17 protein-coding genes are annotated in these 17,706 nt (G+C 40.6%); all 17 read left to right on the top strand.

The features are described 5' to 3' along the window. Positions 1–593 precede the first annotated feature (593 nt). The 17 genes from uvrB (at position 594) to hisH (ending at position 17,705) form a co-directional block, all read left to right on the top strand. On the top strand, positions 594–2,579 hold the full coding sequence (gene uvrB, locus ML543_RS15010; protein ID WP_243388247.1) for an excinuclease ABC subunit UvrB: 1,986 nt from the start codon (positions 594–596) through the stop codon (positions 2,577–2,579). Between the two features lie 7 nt (positions 2,580–2,586). Further along, on the top strand, positions 2,587–5,463 hold the full coding sequence (gene uvrA / locus ML543_RS15005) for an excinuclease ABC subunit UvrA (protein WP_243388246.1): 2,877 nt from the start codon (positions 2,587–2,589) through the stop codon (positions 5,461–5,463). Between the two features lie 168 nt (positions 5,464–5,631). Next, the gene (locus ML543_RS15000; protein ID WP_419095394.1) at positions 5,632–5,940 is read left to right on the top strand and encodes a magnetosome magnetite crystal formation protein family; all 309 of its coding nucleotides are present in this window, start codon (positions 5,632–5,634) and stop codon (positions 5,938–5,940) included. A gap of 13 nt (positions 5,941–5,953) precedes the next feature. Then, the gene (locus ML543_RS14995; RefSeq protein WP_243388244.1) at positions 5,954–7,042 is read left to right on the top strand and encodes a DUF4097 family beta strand repeat-containing protein; all 1,089 of its coding nucleotides are present in this window, start codon (positions 5,954–5,956) and stop codon (positions 7,040–7,042) included. A gap of 14 nt (positions 7,043–7,056) precedes the next feature. Next, complete coding sequence (locus tag ML543_RS14990; RefSeq protein ID WP_243388243.1) at positions 7,057–7,266, top strand: PspC domain-containing protein; 210 nt, start codon at positions 7,057–7,059, stop codon at positions 7,264–7,266. After that, on the top strand, positions 7,256–7,624 hold the full coding sequence (locus ML543_RS14985) for a phage holin family protein (protein WP_472924430.1): 369 nt from the start codon (positions 7,256–7,258) through the stop codon (positions 7,622–7,624). The genes ML543_RS14990 and ML543_RS14985 overlap by 11 nt, the downstream gene beginning before the upstream one ends. A 280-nt stretch (positions 7,625–7,904) precedes the next feature. Continuing rightward, positions 7,905–8,879: a metallophosphoesterase gene (locus tag ML543_RS14980; RefSeq protein WP_243388242.1), complete on the top strand. Its 975-nt coding sequence runs from the start codon at positions 7,905–7,907 to the stop codon at positions 8,877–8,879. Positions 8,880–9,196: 317 nt separating this feature from the next. Continuing rightward, complete coding sequence (gene hprK, locus ML543_RS14975) at positions 9,197–10,132, top strand: HPr(Ser) kinase/phosphatase (protein WP_243388241.1); 936 nt, start codon at positions 9,197–9,199, stop codon at positions 10,130–10,132. Between the two features lie 22 nt (positions 10,133–10,154). Continuing rightward, a complete protein-coding gene (gene lgt / locus ML543_RS14970) occupies positions 10,155–10,967 on the top strand; it encodes a prolipoprotein diacylglyceryl transferase (RefSeq protein ID WP_243388240.1) in 813 nt (270 codons plus the stop codon). Between the two features lie 36 nt (positions 10,968–11,003). Beyond that, positions 11,004–11,951 carry a nucleoside recognition domain-containing protein gene (locus ML543_RS14965; protein ID WP_243388239.1) on the top strand — a complete coding sequence of 316 codons (948 nt, stop codon included), beginning with the start codon at positions 11,004–11,006 and terminating at the stop codon, positions 11,949–11,951. Beyond that, the gene (gene ppaX, locus ML543_RS14960; RefSeq protein WP_243388238.1) at positions 11,941–12,582 is read left to right on the top strand and encodes a pyrophosphatase PpaX; all 642 of its coding nucleotides are present in this window, start codon (positions 11,941–11,943) and stop codon (positions 12,580–12,582) included. Before ML543_RS14965 ends, ppaX begins: the two co-directional genes overlap by 11 nt. A 1-nt stretch (position 12,583) precedes the next feature. After that, positions 12,584–13,090: an acyltransferase gene (locus ML543_RS14955; protein ID WP_243388237.1), complete on the top strand. Its 507-nt coding sequence runs from the start codon at positions 12,584–12,586 to the stop codon at positions 13,088–13,090. A gap of 318 nt (positions 13,091–13,408) precedes the next feature. Next, positions 13,409–14,578 carry an ATP phosphoribosyltransferase regulatory subunit gene (locus tag ML543_RS14950; protein WP_279326701.1) on the top strand — a complete coding sequence of 390 codons (1,170 nt, stop codon included), beginning with the start codon at positions 13,409–13,411 and terminating at the stop codon, positions 14,576–14,578. Further along, positions 14,575–15,204: an ATP phosphoribosyltransferase gene (gene hisG, locus ML543_RS14945; protein WP_243388235.1), complete on the top strand. Its 630-nt coding sequence runs from the start codon at positions 14,575–14,577 to the stop codon at positions 15,202–15,204. The genes ML543_RS14950 and hisG overlap by 4 nt, the downstream gene beginning before the upstream one ends. Before the next feature lie 12 nt (positions 15,205–15,216). Further along, complete coding sequence (hisD, locus tag ML543_RS14940; RefSeq protein ID WP_243388234.1) at positions 15,217–16,488, top strand: histidinol dehydrogenase; 1,272 nt, start codon at positions 15,217–15,219, stop codon at positions 16,486–16,488. 13 nt (positions 16,489–16,501) lie between these two features. Continuing rightward, on the top strand, positions 16,502–17,089 hold the full coding sequence (gene hisB, locus ML543_RS14935; protein ID WP_419095392.1) for an imidazoleglycerol-phosphate dehydratase HisB: 588 nt from the start codon (positions 16,502–16,504) through the stop codon (positions 17,087–17,089). Between the two features lies 1 nt (position 17,090). Next, complete coding sequence (gene hisH, locus ML543_RS14930; protein WP_243388232.1) at positions 17,091–17,705, top strand: imidazole glycerol phosphate synthase subunit HisH; 615 nt, start codon at positions 17,091–17,093, stop codon at positions 17,703–17,705. Position 17,706 lies beyond the last annotated feature (1 nt).

The raw sequence follows: 17,706 nt of genomic DNA, 5'->3' as shown, positions 1-17,706 counted from the left end.
AGGGAAGGCCTCAGCCTCCCTGGACTCCCATGATCGTCTGTCGCCGCCACCTTTCAAAACCAATTAAAGAAATTCTAGCTACTTTTCTCCCCTCATTCCATTTAGCGACTTATCAGACAGCCCCTTTTTTCATTTTCCCATGACAGGTTTTGATTTTATGAAAATGGATATGGATAGAGAAGAACGTATTGTCAAAAGAAATAGTTTTATTTCAATTACCTAGGAGCAAAAGGCGCTGACACCAGCGGGATCAGTAAACTAGGCAAACCCCGCAGAACGCTGGATGACGGGCAAGAAGGGAGTAGGAAAACTGGAGGGGACTGTCCAGCGTCGCACGAACGGGAAACTCTCTCACAATGAGATAAAGGAGATACTGTGTGCAATGCAGAAAGATATCGACTTTTCACAGGTTAGGGAGAGAATCGTACGCAAGGCGCAAGGAACCAAAACGTAAAATGCGTTCGCCAATTGCCCATCACTCAAAAATAGGAAGTTGTCGAAAAAACAGGCGAACTTTAGTTCGTATTTTTGGTGATTTTCGAGTTGATTGTGATACAATATGAATACGATTATGTGGAAATGGAGGCTTTGGTGTGAAAGAACGGTTTGAGTTAGTTTCAAAATATAAGCCGCAAGGAGACCAGCCGAAAGCGATTCAAAAATTAGTAGAAGGAATAAAAAAAGGAAAGCAGCACCAAACATTACTTGGTGCAACAGGAACAGGGAAAACGTTTACGATTTCAAATGTCATTAAAGAAGTGAATAAACCTACCCTAGTCATTGCCCACAACAAAACGTTAGCTGGGCAGCTATATAGTGAATTCAAAGAATTTTTCCCGAACAATGCCGTCGAGTATTTTGTCAGCTATTACGATTACTACCAACCGGAGGCGTATGTCCCTCAAACCGATACATATATTGAAAAAGATGCAAGCATAAATGATGAAATCGATAAATTGCGTCACTCAGCGACGTCCGCGTTATTTGAACGAAAAGATGTTATCATCATTGCCAGTGTATCCTGCATATACGGTTTAGGTTCCCCGGAAGAGTACCGCGATTTAGTCGTGTCCCTTCGAGTCGGGATGGAAATAGAACGCAATGAGCTGTTACGGAAGCTAGTCGATGTTCAGTATGAACGAAATGATATTGACTTTTCACGCGGGAAGTTTCGCGTTCGTGGCGATGTGGTCGAAATTTTCCCAGCTTCGCGTGATGAGCATTGTATTCGCATTGAATTTTTCGGTGATGAAATTGATCGCATTCGCGAAGTAGATGCGTTAACGGGAGAAATTATGTCAGAACGAGATCATGTAGCAATATTCCCAGCTTCCCACTTCGTTACGCGTGAAGAGAAAATGAAGCTTGCGATTGAACGAATTGAAAAAGAACTTGATGAACGTCTAGCCGATTTAAGAGAGAATGGTAAGCTACTTGAAGCACAGCGATTAGAGCAACGAACTCGTTACGATTTAGAAATGATGCGAGAGATGGGCTTTTGCTCAGGGATTGAGAACTATTCCTTGCACTTAACTTTAAGACCGCCTGGTTCAACTCCATATACATTATTAGATTATTTTGGTGACGACTTTTTGATTGTTATCGATGAGTCTCACGTGACAGTACCGCAAATTCGCGGCATGTATAATGGTGACCAAGCGAGAAAACAAGTGCTTGTAGACCATGGGTTCCGCTTGCCATCAGCTAAAGATAATCGTCCGCTTCGATTTGAAGAATTTGAGAAGCATATGAAAAATGTTGTATACGTATCGGCAACGCCAGGACCGTATGAAATTGAAAAAACGCCGGAAATGGTAGAACAAATTATTCGTCCGACTGGATTGCTAGATCCGACGATCGATGTTCGCCCAATTGAAGGACAAATTGATGATTTAATTAGTGAAATTCAAAAACGGGTGAAAAAAGATGAGCGTGTGTTAGTCACAACGTTAACGAAGAAGATGTCAGAGGATTTAACTGATTATTTAAAGGAAATCGGGATTAAAGTGAATTATTTGCATTCAGAAATCAAAACGTTAGAGCGTATTGAAATTATTCGCGACTTACGGCTAGGAAAACATGAAGTGCTAGTCGGGATTAACTTATTAAGAGAAGGACTTGATATTCCGGAAGTTTCTCTTGTCGCGATACTAGATGCCGATAAAGAAGGATTTTTACGTTCCGAACGATCATTGATTCAGACAATCGGTCGAGCTGCACGGAATGCGAATGGCCATGTCATCATGTATGCAGATCGAATCACGAATTCGATGGAAATTGCCATCAATGAGACGAAGCGTCGTCGAGCCATCCAAGAAGAATATAACCAAAAGCATGGGATTGAGCCGACTACCATTAAGAAAGAAATTCGCGATGTGATTCGAGCGACGTATGCGGCAGAAGAGAAAGAAACGTATCAAGAGGAAAAAGTTCCGAATACAAGTAAGATGACGAAGGCTGAGAGAATGAAAGTAATCGAAAAAATGGAAGCAGAGATGAAAGAAGCGGCGAAAGCCCTCGACTTTGAACGAGCAGCCGAGCTTCGAGATCTCATACTTGAGTTGAAATCGGAAGGATGATTGAAACATGGCAATGGAAAACATTGTTGTAAAAGGGGCACGAGCGCATAATTTGAAAAATGTTGATGTGACAATCCCTCGCGACAAATTGGTCGTCTTAACAGGGTTGTCTGGGTCAGGAAAGTCCTCATTAGCATTCGACACAATCTATGCTGAGGGGCAAAGACGTTACGTCGAATCCTTGTCTGCATATGCTCGTCAGTTTTTAGGGCAAATGGATAAACCAGACGTAGATGCCATTGAAGGGTTGTCACCCGCAATTTCAATTGACCAAAAAACTACGAGTCGAAATCCGCGTTCAACAGTTGGAACGGTAACAGAAATTTACGACTATTTACGTCTTTTATATGCACGTGTTGGGCGGCCGACTTGTCCCAACCACGGAATCGAGATCACCTCTCAAACGATTGAGCAGATGGTTGATCGCATTATGGAATATCCAGAGCGTACGAAAATCCAAATCTTATCCCCTGTTGTGTCCGGAAGAAAAGGTACACATGTCAAAACATTTGAAGAAATTAAGAAACAAGGGTATGTTCGAGTTCGCGTAGACGGAGAAATGCAGGAGCTATCTGAGGATATTGAGCTTGAGAAAAATAAAAAGCATTCTATTGAAGTGGTTGTCGACCGTATTGTCGTGAAAGATGGCATTGAAACGAGACTCGCAGACTCTTTAGAAACCGCTCTTCAATTAGGTGAAGGACGTGTCATCATTGATGTTATTGGAGAGGAAGAATTGCTTTTTAGTGAACATCATGCCTGTCCAATATGTGGATTCTCAATTGGTGAGTTAGAACCACGCATGTTTTCGTTTAACAGTCCATACGGTGCCTGTCCTGATTGTGATGGACTAGGGACGAAGCTCGAAGTGGACTTGGACTTAGTGATTCCTAACAAAGGACTAACGTTACGTCAACATGCGTTAGCACCGTGGGAGCCGTCTAGCTCACAATATTACCCGCAACTTTTGGAGTCGGTATGTAACCATTATGGCATTGACATGGATGTACCGGTTGAAGACCTACCAAAGCATTTATTAGATAAAGTGCTATTTGGAAGCGGTGGGGAGAAGATTTATTTTCGATATGAAAACGATATGGGACATGTACGGGAAAATGAAATCGAATTTGAAGGGGTCGTTCGAAATGTAGAGCGCCGCTACCGCGAAACAACATCGGATTATATTCGTGAGCAAATGGAGAAATACATGGCGCAACAAGCCTGTCCAACATGTAAAGGGCATCGTTTGAAGAAAGAAAGCTTAGCTGTCTTAGTTGATGAGCGTCACATTGGCGAAGTGACCGCTTTATCGATTCATGATGCGTTTGACTTCTTTGAAGGTCTTTCACTAACTGAAAAAGAGATGAAAATTGCTCATTTAATTTTAAAAGAAATAAAAGAGCGCTTAAGCTTCCTCGTAAATGTTGGGCTGGATTATTTAAATTTAAGCCGATCAGCTGGAACGCTCTCAGGTGGAGAGGCGCAACGAATTCGCCTTGCTACGCAAATTGGCTCCCGCTTAACAGGTGTCCTGTATATTTTAGACGAACCATCCATTGGTTTACATCAGCGGGACAATGATCGATTAATCCAAACATTGCAAAACATGCGGGATATCGGCAATACCTTAATTGTAGTTGAACATGATGAAGACACGATGCTCGCAGCAGACTACCTATTAGATATTGGACCGGGTGCAGGAATTCATGGTGGACAAGTTGTTTCTGCTGGTACACCGGAAGAAGTAATGAAAGATCCGAACTCCTTAACGGGTCAGTATTTATCCGGTAAGAAATTCATTCCATTACCTATTGAACGCCGCAAGCCAGATGGTCGATTTATTGAGATAAAAGGAGCGAAAGAAAACAATCTAAAAAATGTATCGGTGAAAATTCCGCTAGGAACCTTTATCTCAGTTACAGGTGTATCGGGATCTGGAAAAAGTACGCTCGTAAATGAAATCTTGCACAAATCACTTGCACAAAAACTTCATAAAGCAAAAACAAAACCGGGTGAACACCGTGAAATTAAAGGAATTGACCATCTAGACAAAGTTATTGATATTGATCAATCTCCAATTGGACGTACACCTCGTTCCAATCCTGCAACGTATACTGGTGTTTTCGACGATATTCGAGACGTATTTGCGACCACGAATGAAGCGAAAGTTCGCGGATATAAAAAAGGTCGCTTTAGCTTCAATGTAAAAGGTGGACGCTGTGAAGCTTGCCGTGGTGATGGCATCATTAAAATTGAGATGCACTTTTTACCGGATGTCTATGTTCCTTGTGAAGTTTGTCATGGGAAACGGTATAACCGCGAGACACTTGAAGTGACGTATAAAGGGAAAAACATTGCAGATGTGTTAGAGATGACGGTTGAAGATGCGTTAACGTTTTTTGAAAACATCCCGAAAATTAAACGAAAGCTTCAAACGATTTATGATGTCGGTCTAGGTTATATTAAACTAGGTCAACCGGCAACGACTTTATCGGGCGGAGAAGCGCAGCGTGTGAAATTAGCATCAGAGCTTCATCGTCGCTCAACTGGGCGTTCCTTATACATTCTCGATGAACCGACTACAGGACTTCATGTTGACGACATTGCTCGCCTATTGAAAGTATTGCAAAGGCTTGTGGAAAATGGAGATACTGTTTTAGTCATTGAGCATAACTTAGATGTAATTAAAGCGGCCGATCACATTATTGACCTTGGGCCAGAAGGGGGAGATGGTGGTGGAACCATCGTGGCTACTGGCACTCCTGAACAAGTGTGTGAAGTTAGTGAGTCATACACAGGAAAATATTTAAAACCGATCTTAGAGCGAGATCGAGAAAGAATGCAGCAGCTCATTAATGAAACAGAAGCCGTTTTAAAAAGTTAAATCCATATATGTAATAAAAAGACTCCAAGAATGCTGTGAAATCATCATTCTTGGGGTCTTTTTTAGGCTAAATGAATACAAAAGAATGGAGCTAATGAGCTGAAAAACAGCGAAACCTTTTTGTTTTCTATTCGTAAGTATAGACAGAGGAGATGATTAGTAGTGGAAATGAAAAAAATACTTAACGCGCTATCTTATTTCAGTTTATTTTTTGCTCCGTTTTTATTCCCAATCGTCGTATATTTTGTAGCTACAGACCATGATGTGAAATATCATGCGAAAAGAGCCTTCATATCTCATATTATTCCTGCACTATCGGCCGTCATTTTAGTCATTATGTTTGGAGTATCCGTCTTTGTAAATTCGGCTCTAAGCATTGGAATCATCGTATTGTTTCTACTTGTCGGATTGGTTGATTTTATCATTCTCGTCTGGAACGTCATTCAAGGAATTAAAGTATTGATTCATTCTGAATAATGGAGGGGTTTAAATGAAAGAAGAACGGAAAAAGATTTTAAAGATGGTTGAACAAGGTATGTTAAGCGCTGATGAAGCGGTGAATTTGATTGAACAATTAGAAAAGGAATATCGAGAGCGTCAGGAAGAGAAAATCAACGCTTTATCGGTTGAAGTATTATCTGAGGAAAAGAAGGAAGGTGGAGGAAAAAAGCAGTCGAAAGTTTCAATCCTCACTTCTAAATTATTGGATCTAGTTGATACCGCTGTCCAAAAGGTAAGGGAAATGGACATTGATATTCCAATTGGCCCTTCTGTCCATTTTACACATATCTTTCAACTTCAACAGCTGGAGGTCGATGAACTTTCTGTCCATATCGTTAACGGAAACGTCAATATTGAGCCATGGGACGAATCAGATATTCGTGTTGAATGTGATGTGAAAGCGTATAAGGTTGAGGATGAACAAGAAGCGAGAGATTACTTTTTACAAAACGCTCAATGTGAAATGGAAGGGAAGCGGTTTATATTTTTTGTCGACAAAAAGGTGTTGAAAGTCAATGCCACTCTATATGTTCCAAATAAACTATATAATTCATTAAAAGTGAAACTGTTTAATGGTCCTATTAGAGGGGAAGGGTTAAAAGTAGAGAACGTAAAAGTGAAAACGGCAAATGGAATGATTTCGTTAAAAGGGTTTGAAGGAAAAAATGCCGAGTTAGAAACGGCTAATGGACAGATAAAGTGGACGGGGTTTTCCTATGATCATGTAGAGCTTGAAACAGTTAATGGCATGATTGACATTAATGGAGAAGCAGAAAAATTAGACCTTCAAAGCTTTAATGGAAACCTGCTAGTTTCCATACCAACCTCTGTATGCCAAACATTATACGCCAAAACAACAACTGGGAATATTGAGTTGAAAGTGCCAAATACTATGGATATAATAGGAGAATTTAAATCTCATCTCGGTTCGTTCTCTTATGATGAAGAAGCTGTCGTCGTTACAAGCCAACGAAATGATGTTCTACAAAAAGAGATGCGGTTTAATGTGAAAGGTGAAGAAGAAAAGAAACTCACTTTATTTGCTGAAGCGAAAACCGGATTGATTATATTATCGTAAAAGGAGAAAAAGATATGCGACGTTTATATCGCTCTCAATCAAATAAACGATTGGGTGGAGTTTTAGGTGGAATTGCTCAATACTTTGGGGTGGATCCTTCTGTTGTCCGTCTCGTGTTTATTATTTTACTTGTGGTCACATCTATTTTTCCAATGGCTCTCATATATGGTGCTGCGTACTTGTTAATCCCTGAAGAAAAAAGCGGAGTGTGGGATGATGACTAGGTGGATAATCAATGTCGTCATTAATGCAATCGTGTTAATCGTTGTCGCAGGCTACTTCGATTCCTTTTATTTAAGTGGAGTGGGAGCAGCCATTGTAGCAAGTTTACTTTTGTCGATATTAAACGTGTTTGTAAAGCCGTTTTTAATCATTTTAACGCTTCCTGTAACAGTGCTGACTTTCGGATTATTTCTTTTCGTCGTGAATGCCATTACGTTAATGATTGCGGAAGGCATTATGGGGGATGCGTTCCAAATTGATGGTTTCGGAACGGCTATTCTAGCTTCAATTTTTATCTCGCTTTTAAATATCATGATTGATAAAGTGATCATTGAACCTTTGCGTGAGAAAAAAAGGTAAATTTATATTGAAAAAAATTCCGGATTACGTTGAGAACTGGTCTTTTTGAGTGATAAATACCTTTCCGGATTTTTTGCGCCTCCTCGTCCTTCATACGGCGTTCTGTGGAGAGCTTTGCTAGTTTGCAAATGAGCCTTACGCTTTAATGAAATCCCTATATTTCTGTTCCATAAAAGGTTCCTAAATGACAGGAATCTTTTTTTGATGAACAGACAACTCTTACGAAAGAATCAAACATATTATGGGTATATATGGGAAATGATAACGTTAGGTGATGTCCATGAATTACTCGTTGCGAGTAACTGTGAATGTAGTAATGATCCTATTGTTATCATTTTCGCTAAATGTTAGTGAGTATCAGTGGGAAGCGGTCGAAGTGAGTGCGGTTTCAACGGAAGCGAGTCACTCTAATTTCGAAACGATCGTTTGGCTTTCTGATACGCAATATTATGCCGAACGGTATCCCCATATTTTTCAACATCAAATTAATTGGATTATACAAAATCGGAAAGTGTGGAATATTCGGTATGTTATTCATACGGGGGATATAGTTAATAATGCCTCTAAAAAAATTCAATGGTTGCGTGCGAGTCATATGTTCAAGCAATTGGAAAAGCAACAAATTCCTTATGGCGTGTTAGCTGGTAATCACGATTTAGTGAAAGGGAAGTCCTACGAAAAATTCGCTTTTTACTTTGGTGAGAGGCGATTTATACATCAACCTTATTATCAAGCATCGTATCAAAATAACCGCGGTCATTATGATGTAATGGAGATTGGAAATCAGCCGTTTATCTTTTTATATATGGGATGGGATATTGCAGAAAAAGAAATTGAATGGATGAATCATGTGTTAGCAGAGCATCAAGATAAAGTGGCAGTTCTCGCTTTCCACAAATATTTACATAAAAGTAAGCGACGCACTTTTGAAGGAAAGCGTATTTTTAACGAAGTAGTCAAGAAGAATGAAAATGTAAGGGTCGTTTTAAGTGGCCATTATGATGATAGCGAACATATTGTAACGGAAATAGACGATGACAAAGATGGTTCACCGGACCGATCGGTCTATGAAATACTAGCTGATTATCAAGGAGCACCTGAAGGGGGACAAGGTTTTTTACGGTTACTCCATTATTATCCTGAAAGTGATCTAATCTATGTACGTACGTATTCTCCTTATCTTGATCAATATTATTATTACTCTCCCTTTAAATATCCTGGCAAGGATGAGTTTTGGATTGATTTATCAAAGTGAAAAAGGAGCGTTCGCATCTGATATAGGCGAACTCTCTTTTTTGTTGGCTATAACCATTGTTTAAAATATACCTATTGCATTCCGCACGGAGGAAGTCGATTTCTCGGCGTGTTACAACGGGGTCTTCTACATCCCGGAGTCAAGTCGCTTTAAAATGACTCTGAACAAACAACCTTTTAGCATAGATCCTTTCTAGTTGAATGAATCAAGAGCATTCATTCATTTAAGTTTTGGTCTAGTTGGAAAAGTGCTACAATAAGGAAGGATGCTTGGACCGATACATAAGGTGATAGCTTCGTTTGAAGGAGGGATTTTACGTGTTAAAAGTACGTACGAAAGATATTATTGATAAATTTCAATTAGAAGTGATTAGTGGAGAAGAAGGAATCAGTCGTCCGATTACAACGAGTGATTTATCACGACCGGGTTTAGAAATGGCAGGCTTCTTTACTTATTATCCGAAGGAGCGTGTACAGATTTTAGGGATGACGGAGCTTTCGTTTTTTGAGCGGTTATCCGAACAAGAAAAACGTGATCGGATGGCAGAGTTATGTACGGAAGCAACGCCAGCCATTATCATCTCGCGTAATATGGACGTTCCACAAGAGTTGATTGATGCTTCAGAAGAAACAAAAGTTCCGTTATTACGATCACCGATGAAAACGACACGTCTTGCAAGTCGCTTAACGAACTTTCTTGAAAGTAAATTAGCACCAACGACTGCTGTACATGGCGTATTAGTCGATATTTATGGCGTAGGTGTGTTAATTACAGGAAAAAGTGGCGTGGGGAAAAGTGAAACAGCGCTCGAACTTGTAAAGAGAGGACATCGTCTTGTCGCAGATGATTGCGTGGAAATTCGTCAAGAGGACCAAGATACATTGATTGGAAATGCCCCAGAACTCATACGTCACTTATTAGAAATACGTGGATTAGGGATTATCGATGTTATGACGCTTTTTGGAGCGGGGGCGGTACGAAACTATAAACGCATCACACTCGTCATCAATTTAGAATTATGGGATCAAAAAAAGCAATATGATCGACTCGGACTAGAGGAAGAAAAAATGAAAATTCTTGATACGGAAATTACGCGTTTAACGGTACCTGTCCGACCAGGTCGTAACTTAGCCGTCATTATTGAAGTGGCAGCTATGAACTTCCGCTTAAAACAAATGGGCTATAATGCCGCTGAACAATTCACGAACAAACTCGCCCATGTCATTGAAGAAGATAATGAGGACTTTCAATAATCCGAGAGAGGAGTATTAGAACATGGAATCGACTATTCAACCGTTAAGCCGAGTCGCTTTTGATTTAGGCCCGATTCAAGTTTATTGGTATGGGTTAATTATCGGCTTTGGGGCGCTACTCGGTCTATGGCTAGCTACTAAAGAAAGCGAAAGGCGGGGGCTTCATAAAGACACTTTTGTCGACCTCGTATTAATTGCTTTACCATTAGCAATCGTTGGTGCACGGACGTATTATGTTATTTTTCAATGGGATTACTATTCACAAAATCTAGCGGATATCCCAAAAATTTGGCAAGGTGGGTTGGCGATTCACGGAGGATTGATTGCTGCTGTTATTACGGGATATGTGTTTGCCAAAATAAAAGGGTTGTCGTTTTGGAAGCTCGCTGATATAGCTGCCCCAAGTATTATTTTAGGGCAAGCGATTGGACGATGGGGAAACTTTATGAACCAAGAAGCTCATGGTGGTCCGGTGACAAGAGAATTTCTTGAAGGTCTGTTCTTGCCAGAATTCATTGTGAACCAAATGTATATTAACGGACAGTACTATCATCCGACGTTTTTATATGAGTCTCTTTGGAACTTTGCCGGATTTGCGTTACTTCTATTTCTTCGCCGCGTTAATTTACGTCAAGGTGAATTGTTTTTATCATACGTTATATGGTATTCGGTAGGACGCTTCTTCATAGAAGGATTGCGAACGGATAGCCTCATGCTGACGGAATATTTGCGGGTGGCACAAGTGATTTCAATTGTTCTTGTAGTGGCCGCAGTAGCTGTTATTTTTATCCGTCGAAAAATGGGAATGGCGAACGAACGATACCTTGATGCCTAAAAGCGGAAGGTGTTTTCGTGGAAGGAGAGGGTGAATATGAGAGAGAGCTTGAAGCAAGGACTTCGAGTTGGCCTTCAAACAACGTGGACGCTTGGGAAGGTAATTTTCCCTATTACATTATTGGTATCCATCTTGCAACATACATGGATCCTTGACTGGATTATTGAGTTCATAACCCCAGCTATGGGTGTTTTTGGATTAAGGGGAGATGCTGCCATTCCGCTTGTATTAGGTAACTTTTTAAACTTGTATGCCGGAATTGGTGCGATTCTTTCTCTTGAGTTAACGGTGAAAGAAGTGTTTATTTTAGCGGTGATGCTTTCGTTCTCGCACAATTTAATCATTGAATCGACCGTCGCGAGTAAAGTAGGGATTAAAATGTGGGTCATTCTCCTTGTCCGGGTTGGGTTGGCCACTTTCTCTGCCATTATCATTAACTTCCTTTGGCAAGGAGGAAGCGAGGTTGCAAAGTATGGTTTCATCGCATCGACAGATGAATCGATATCTGGCTTTTGGCCAATTGTGTTCGACGGTATCGAAAAAGCATCTTTAGGAGTGTTACAACTTGCCCTTATTGTCATTCCTTTGATGATTGTCATCCAGATTATGAAGGATCGTGGATGGCTTCAAGTATTCTCGAAATGGATGGCGCCCGTTACGAGATTACTTGGAATGAAGGAGAATACTTCCATGACACTCGTGGCTGGATTAACAATAGGCCTTGCATATGGAGCAGGTGTCATGATTCAAGCGGTAAAAGAAGATGGAGTGAGTAAACGAGATTTAACACTCGCTTTTATCTTTCTGGTAGCTTGTCATGCTGTTGTCGAAGATACGCTAATCTTTGTACCGTTAGGAATTCCGGTTATCCCTCTTCTTCTAATTCGGCTGTTCACAGCGATATTTTTAACGGTTTTGATAAGCTTTATGTGGAAAGAAGATGCTAAGGTTTCAACGAGGAAAGGAGCAGCTTATGAAAATTAATACGCTTTTATTTGATTTAGATGGAACACTCATTAACACAAATGATTTAATCATTGAATCGTTTATGCATACATTAGAGCACTATTTTCCAGGTCAATACACGCGCGAAGATGTGCTTGCTTTCATTGGTCCCCCACTTCACGACTCATTTGAAAAGCTTGATAAAGACCGATTGGAAGAAATGGTTCAAACGTATAGAAAGTTTAACCACGAGCAGCATGATGTGCTCGTAAAAGAATTCGATACGGTTTATGAAACGGTTAAAACGCTTCATGAAAAAGGATATAAACTCGGGATTGTGACAACGAAAATTCGTCAAACTGTCAATATGGGTTTGAAATTAACAAAGCTTGATCAATTCTTTGATGTTGTCGTGACATTAGATGATGTGGAAAACGCGAAACCTCATCCAGAACCGATTGAAAAGGCACTGGAACTATTAAAAGCAAGTCCAGAAGAAACCATTATGGTTGGTGACAATGTTCATGATATTGAGGCAGGAAAAAATGCGGGAACCAAAACAGCTGGCGTGGCATGGAGTGTGAAAGGGGAAGCATATATTCGCTCGCATGAGCCAGACTTCGTTTTGGAAAAAATGAGTGATCTCCTGCCAATTTTAGGAGCGGAATAATTTGCGAAGAACGGATCGATTTCCGATATCAGGACCGAATTCTCTTTGGCAAATTTATAAGACGGTTTCTTTTTGGAAAGTATTCAAAAATGTCATCATCATTATGATTGGTCGTTTTGTTCCCTTTATGGCGATGAAAAATTGGCTTTATCGTACATGTTTAAAAATGGACATTGGACCGTATTCTTCACTTGCTTTTATGGTCATGGTAGATATTATGTTTCCAGAGCGTATTAAAATTGGTCGAAACACGATCATTGGTTACAACTCAACCATTTTAGCGCATGAATATTTAGTGAAGGAATATCGTATCGGAGATGTCATCATTGGTGATGAAGTGATGATTGGAGCTAACAGCACCATTTTACCAGGTGTCACAATTGGAGACGGAGCAGTAGTCGCAGCGGGAACAGTCGTACATAAAGATGTTCCTGCTGGATATTTTGTTGGTGGAAATCCGATGCAGGTAATCTACACGAAAGAACAAATGGAAAATAGACAGAAGTGAGCGAATGCCATCGCTCACTTTTTTATTGTTACAGAAAGTTTAAGTTCAATAAAGTGCTAAAGTATTCTCTTTACCGTTTTTTTGGTGTCTAGCTCCAAGAGCCATCAGCTCGGGTCGCTTTGCGCTTTTCTTATGCCAATTTGAAGAAGAATTTAATGAAGGATTTTTATGAGGTATGTGTAATTTACTAGTAACCACTTAAAATTTTCGGACAATAATTAAAAATTTGATAGTTAAGGATTGATTGACAACCTTTATTTTGGTAGTATGGTAGCATATTAGCGAATTAAAGTATTTTGGGGTGACGAAAAAGTGCGCATGTTTGAAAAGCCGCTAGGAATGCGGGATACATTACCGAGTTTATATACATCTAAAAGGGATGTTCGAGATGACATGGTGAAGGAAATCGAGAGATGGGGATATGACATGCTTGCGACTCCTACTTTAGAATTTTATGAAACAGTTGGCGTGCAGTCAGCCATCCTTGAGAGTCAGCTGTTCAAACTTTTAGATCAACAAGGACAGACGCTAGTGCTTCGACCAGATATGACTGCACCGATTGCTAGAGTGGCTGCCTCCCAATTGTATAAAAAAATGGGCCCTTTACGTTTAGCATATGGAGCGAATGTGTTCCGAGCTCAGCATCATGAGGGAGGGCGTCCTGCAGAGTTTGAACAAGTCGGAATTGAATTGATTGGAGATGGAACAACGAGTGCGGATGCCGAAGTGATAGCGATTATGGTGTCGACGTTGCAATCTGTCGGATTAACGCACTTTAAAATCTCCATCGGGCATATGCAATTTATACAAGCTCTGTTTGAAGAAATATTAGGAAATAAAGAACGCTCAACTGAGTTAATGCAGTTCTTATATGAGAAAAATGTTGTCGGATACCGTGAGCATGTCAAGTCGTTACCTCTTTCCCAAATAGATAAAGATCGTTTATTGCGTGTGTTGACATTAAGGGGAGGAATAGAAAAAGCAGAAGAAGCAATGGAGATTGTTGATTCGGAAAAAGGAAAAAGAGCACTTGTAGAGCTTCAAAACTTGTGGAAGCAGTTAGAAGCCTTTCAAGTTGAATCGTTTGTGAAGCTAGAGCTGAATACAGTTCAGCATATGAGCTACTATACAGGCATTTTGTTTGAAGTGTATGCAGCAAATGTTGGATCACCTGTTGGAAACGGTGGAAGGTATGATGAATTACTAAGAAAATTTGATTGCTCCGCCCCCGCGACAGGGTTTGCTATTCGCTTAGATCGATTGTTGCTCGCGTTAGGCAAGATGGGAACAACGGTAAGGAAATATGGAATTATCTTTAGTGAAGAACAACGCATGGAAGCATTCGAGGAAGCGAAGAAATTGCGCCAAGATGGAAAAATAGTTGTTTTGCAAAATATAACAGGAGTTCCAAATGTCGATCAGTTTGTACAAGAATTTGAGGAAGTGATGTACTTTCTCGGAAAACCGAGGAAGGAGAGAGAGAAATGAGTCAAATACTTACTGTAGCGATGCCAAAAGGAAGAATTTTTGATGAAGCAGTCCAACTGTTGAGAAAAGCAGGATACCAACTACCTGGTGAGTTTCAAGATTCAAGAAAGCTCATTTTCGATATCCCAGAGGAAGGATTTCGTTTCATCTTGGCAAAGCCGATGGATGTGTCTACCTATGTAGAACATGGTGTAGCGGATGTAGGCATTGCCGGAAAAGATGTCCTATTAGAAGAAGAACGGGATGTGTATGAAGTACTGGATTTAAAAATTAGTCCCTGTCACTTAGCGGTAGCGGGCCTGCCTGATGGGGTAATTAAAGATGTGGCGCCAAAAGTCGCGACAAAATACCCGAATGTCGCTTCCAAATATTTTCGCGAACAAGGAGAACAAGTGGAAATTATTCGTTTAAATGGCTCAATCGAATTAGCCCCATTAATCGGACTTGCTGAACGAATTGTCGATATCGTCTCCACGGGAAGAACTTTAGCAGAAAATGGTCTAGTTGAGCTTGAGCACATTGCAAATATTACGTCTCGCTTTATTGTGAATCCTGTGAGCTATCGACTTAAAGATCGAGAAATCGATGAAATGGTCGAACGATTAAAAAGCGTTGTCGGAGAGTAGAGGGGGAGCGAAATGGAAATCATCAACGACTTGAATATGGAAAAGATTTCGCTAAAGCGAAGTGTTGATTCTGGTACACAAGCTCAACAAGAAGTCGTAAAAGAGATTTTGCGAGAAGTTCAAATGCAAGGTGATGAAGCCGTCTTATCTTATACGAATCAATTTGATGGTGTCCGCCTTGCGTCCATGAAAGTAACCGAAGCTGAGATACGCGATGCCTATAAAGAAGTGGATGAGGAATTTATTTCGATTATTCAAGAGGCAGCTTCAAACATTTATGACTTTCATGCGAAGCAAAAAAGCGAATCTTGGTTTTATTATGACAAGGAGGGGGCGATGCTTGGTCAAAAAGTGACACCACTCGATTCGGTCGGTGTTTACGTACCAGGGGGAACGGCTGCGTATCCTTCATCCGTCATAATGAATGTTATGCCAGCAAGAGTTGCTGGGGTGGAACGGATTGTGTTAACGACACCTCCAAATCGTGATGGGAAAATTCCGGCTAGTGTTCTTGTCGCTGCAAATGAAGCTGGGGTTGCTGAAATTTACAAAGTTGGCGGGGCACAAGCGATTGGAGCTTTAGCATTTGGGACGGAAACCATTGCCCCTGTAGATAAAATCGTTGGTCCTGGAAATATATATGTGGCGTTAGCGAAACGATTCGTATACGGGATAGTGGACATTGATATGATCGCTGGACCAAGTGAAATTGTTGTCCTAGCTGATGAAACGGCGTTTCCGAAAGAAATAGCAGCTGACTTATTATCGCAAGCAGAGCATGATGCTTTGGCGACAAGCATTTTAGTGACGACAAGTGATGTCGTAGCAGAGCAAGTGAAAGAGGAAATTGAACGGCAGCTTCAAACGTTGCCTCGTAGAGAGATTGCGGAGGCGTCTATTCGAGAATTTGGGAAAATTTACGTTCTTCCATCACTCGACAAAGCTGTTGAGCTTGTCAATCATTTAGCTCCTGAACATTTAGAGGTAGTAACGAAAGAGCCATTGGAAACGTTACGACTGATTAAGCACGCGGGAGCGATTTTCTTAGGTCGATATAGTTCGGAGCCTGTGGGAGATTATTTTGCAGGGCCGAATCATGTGTTGCCGACAAATGGTACAGCGCGATTTTCAAGTCCATTAACTGTGGATGATTTCGTGAAAAAATCGAGCATCATTCAATATAGTGAAAGAGCCTTCATGAAACATGCAGAAAAAATTGCGAAATTCGCACGCTATGAAGGATTAGAAGCTCATGCGCGAGCAATAGAATCACGATTAACGTAAGGAGTGTATGATATTGGAACGTCAATCAACTATAAGTCGTACAACGAATGAAACGGATATTCAGCTAGCCTTTTCAATCGATGGGGAAGGAGTATCTGACTTAAATACAGGAGTTCCGTTTTTATCTCATATGCTGGACTTGTTCACAAAGCACGGACAATTTAACCTTTCTATTCAAGCGAAAGGGGATATTGAAATTGATGATCACCATACAACAGAAGACATTGGCATTTGCCTAGGGCAAGCGTTAAAGGAAGCGTTGGGAGATAAAAAGGGCATAAAGCGATACGGCAATGCGTTTGTACCCATGGATGAAGCGATGGCTCAAGTTGTGATTGATTTAAGTAATCGTCCACATTTCGAATTGCGTGGCGAGCTTCCTTCTCAAACAGTTGGGACGTTTGATACGGAGCTAGTACATGAATTTTTGTGGAAGCTTGCGCTCGAAGCGAGAATGAATTTACACGTCATCATTCATTACGGTCGAAATACACACCATATTATTGAAGCGGTGTTTAAAGCGTTAGGGCGTGCGCTTGATGAAGCAACAATGATTGATCCGAGAATTAACGGAGTTCCCTCAACGAAAGGAATGTTATAACGTGATTGGAATTATCGATTATGGAATGGGGAATTTATTTAGCGTCAGCAAAGCTTTAGAAAGACTTCAAGTTTCTTATTTTGTATCGGGTAATAGAGAGGAATTGAAACGAGCGAGTGCTTATATTCTTCCAGGGGTAGGTTCTTTTAACGATGCGATGCAACTCTTAAATGAACAAGAGCTTTCGTCTTTTCTACAGGAAGGAGTAGAGAATGGGAAATCGCTTTTAGGTATTTGTCTTGGTATGCAGCTTTTATTCGAAGAGAGTGTAGAAAACGGGCTTTCTAAAGGACTTGGGCTGATAGGTGGAAAGATTGAACGGATTCCTAACTCAACGTTAAAAGTTCCGCATATGGGCTGGAATCAATTATCCTATCATTCTCCTCATCCTCTTCTAAAGGATGTTGAAGAGGGCTATGTATATTTTGTGCATTCGTACTATGCAAAGCCAACTGACTCGACAGTCGTATTAGCGAGTGCTCAATATGGTGTACAAGTACCTGCAGTGGTAGGGAAAGGAAACGTTTTTGGAACTCAATTTCATCCGGAAAAAAGCAGCAAACTCGGGATGGCAATCTTGCGTAATTTCGTTTCATTAGTAGAAGGGGGACATTAGC

Origin of the sequence: Bacillus kexueae, from assembly GCF_022809095.1 — a bacterium.
Lineage (GTDB): Bacteria > Bacillota > Bacilli > Bacillales > Aeribacillaceae > Bacillus_BZ > Bacillus_BZ kexueae.
The sequence above is the reverse complement of the archived record's forward strand: the minus strand, read 5'-3'. Positions and strand labels throughout refer to the sequence as shown.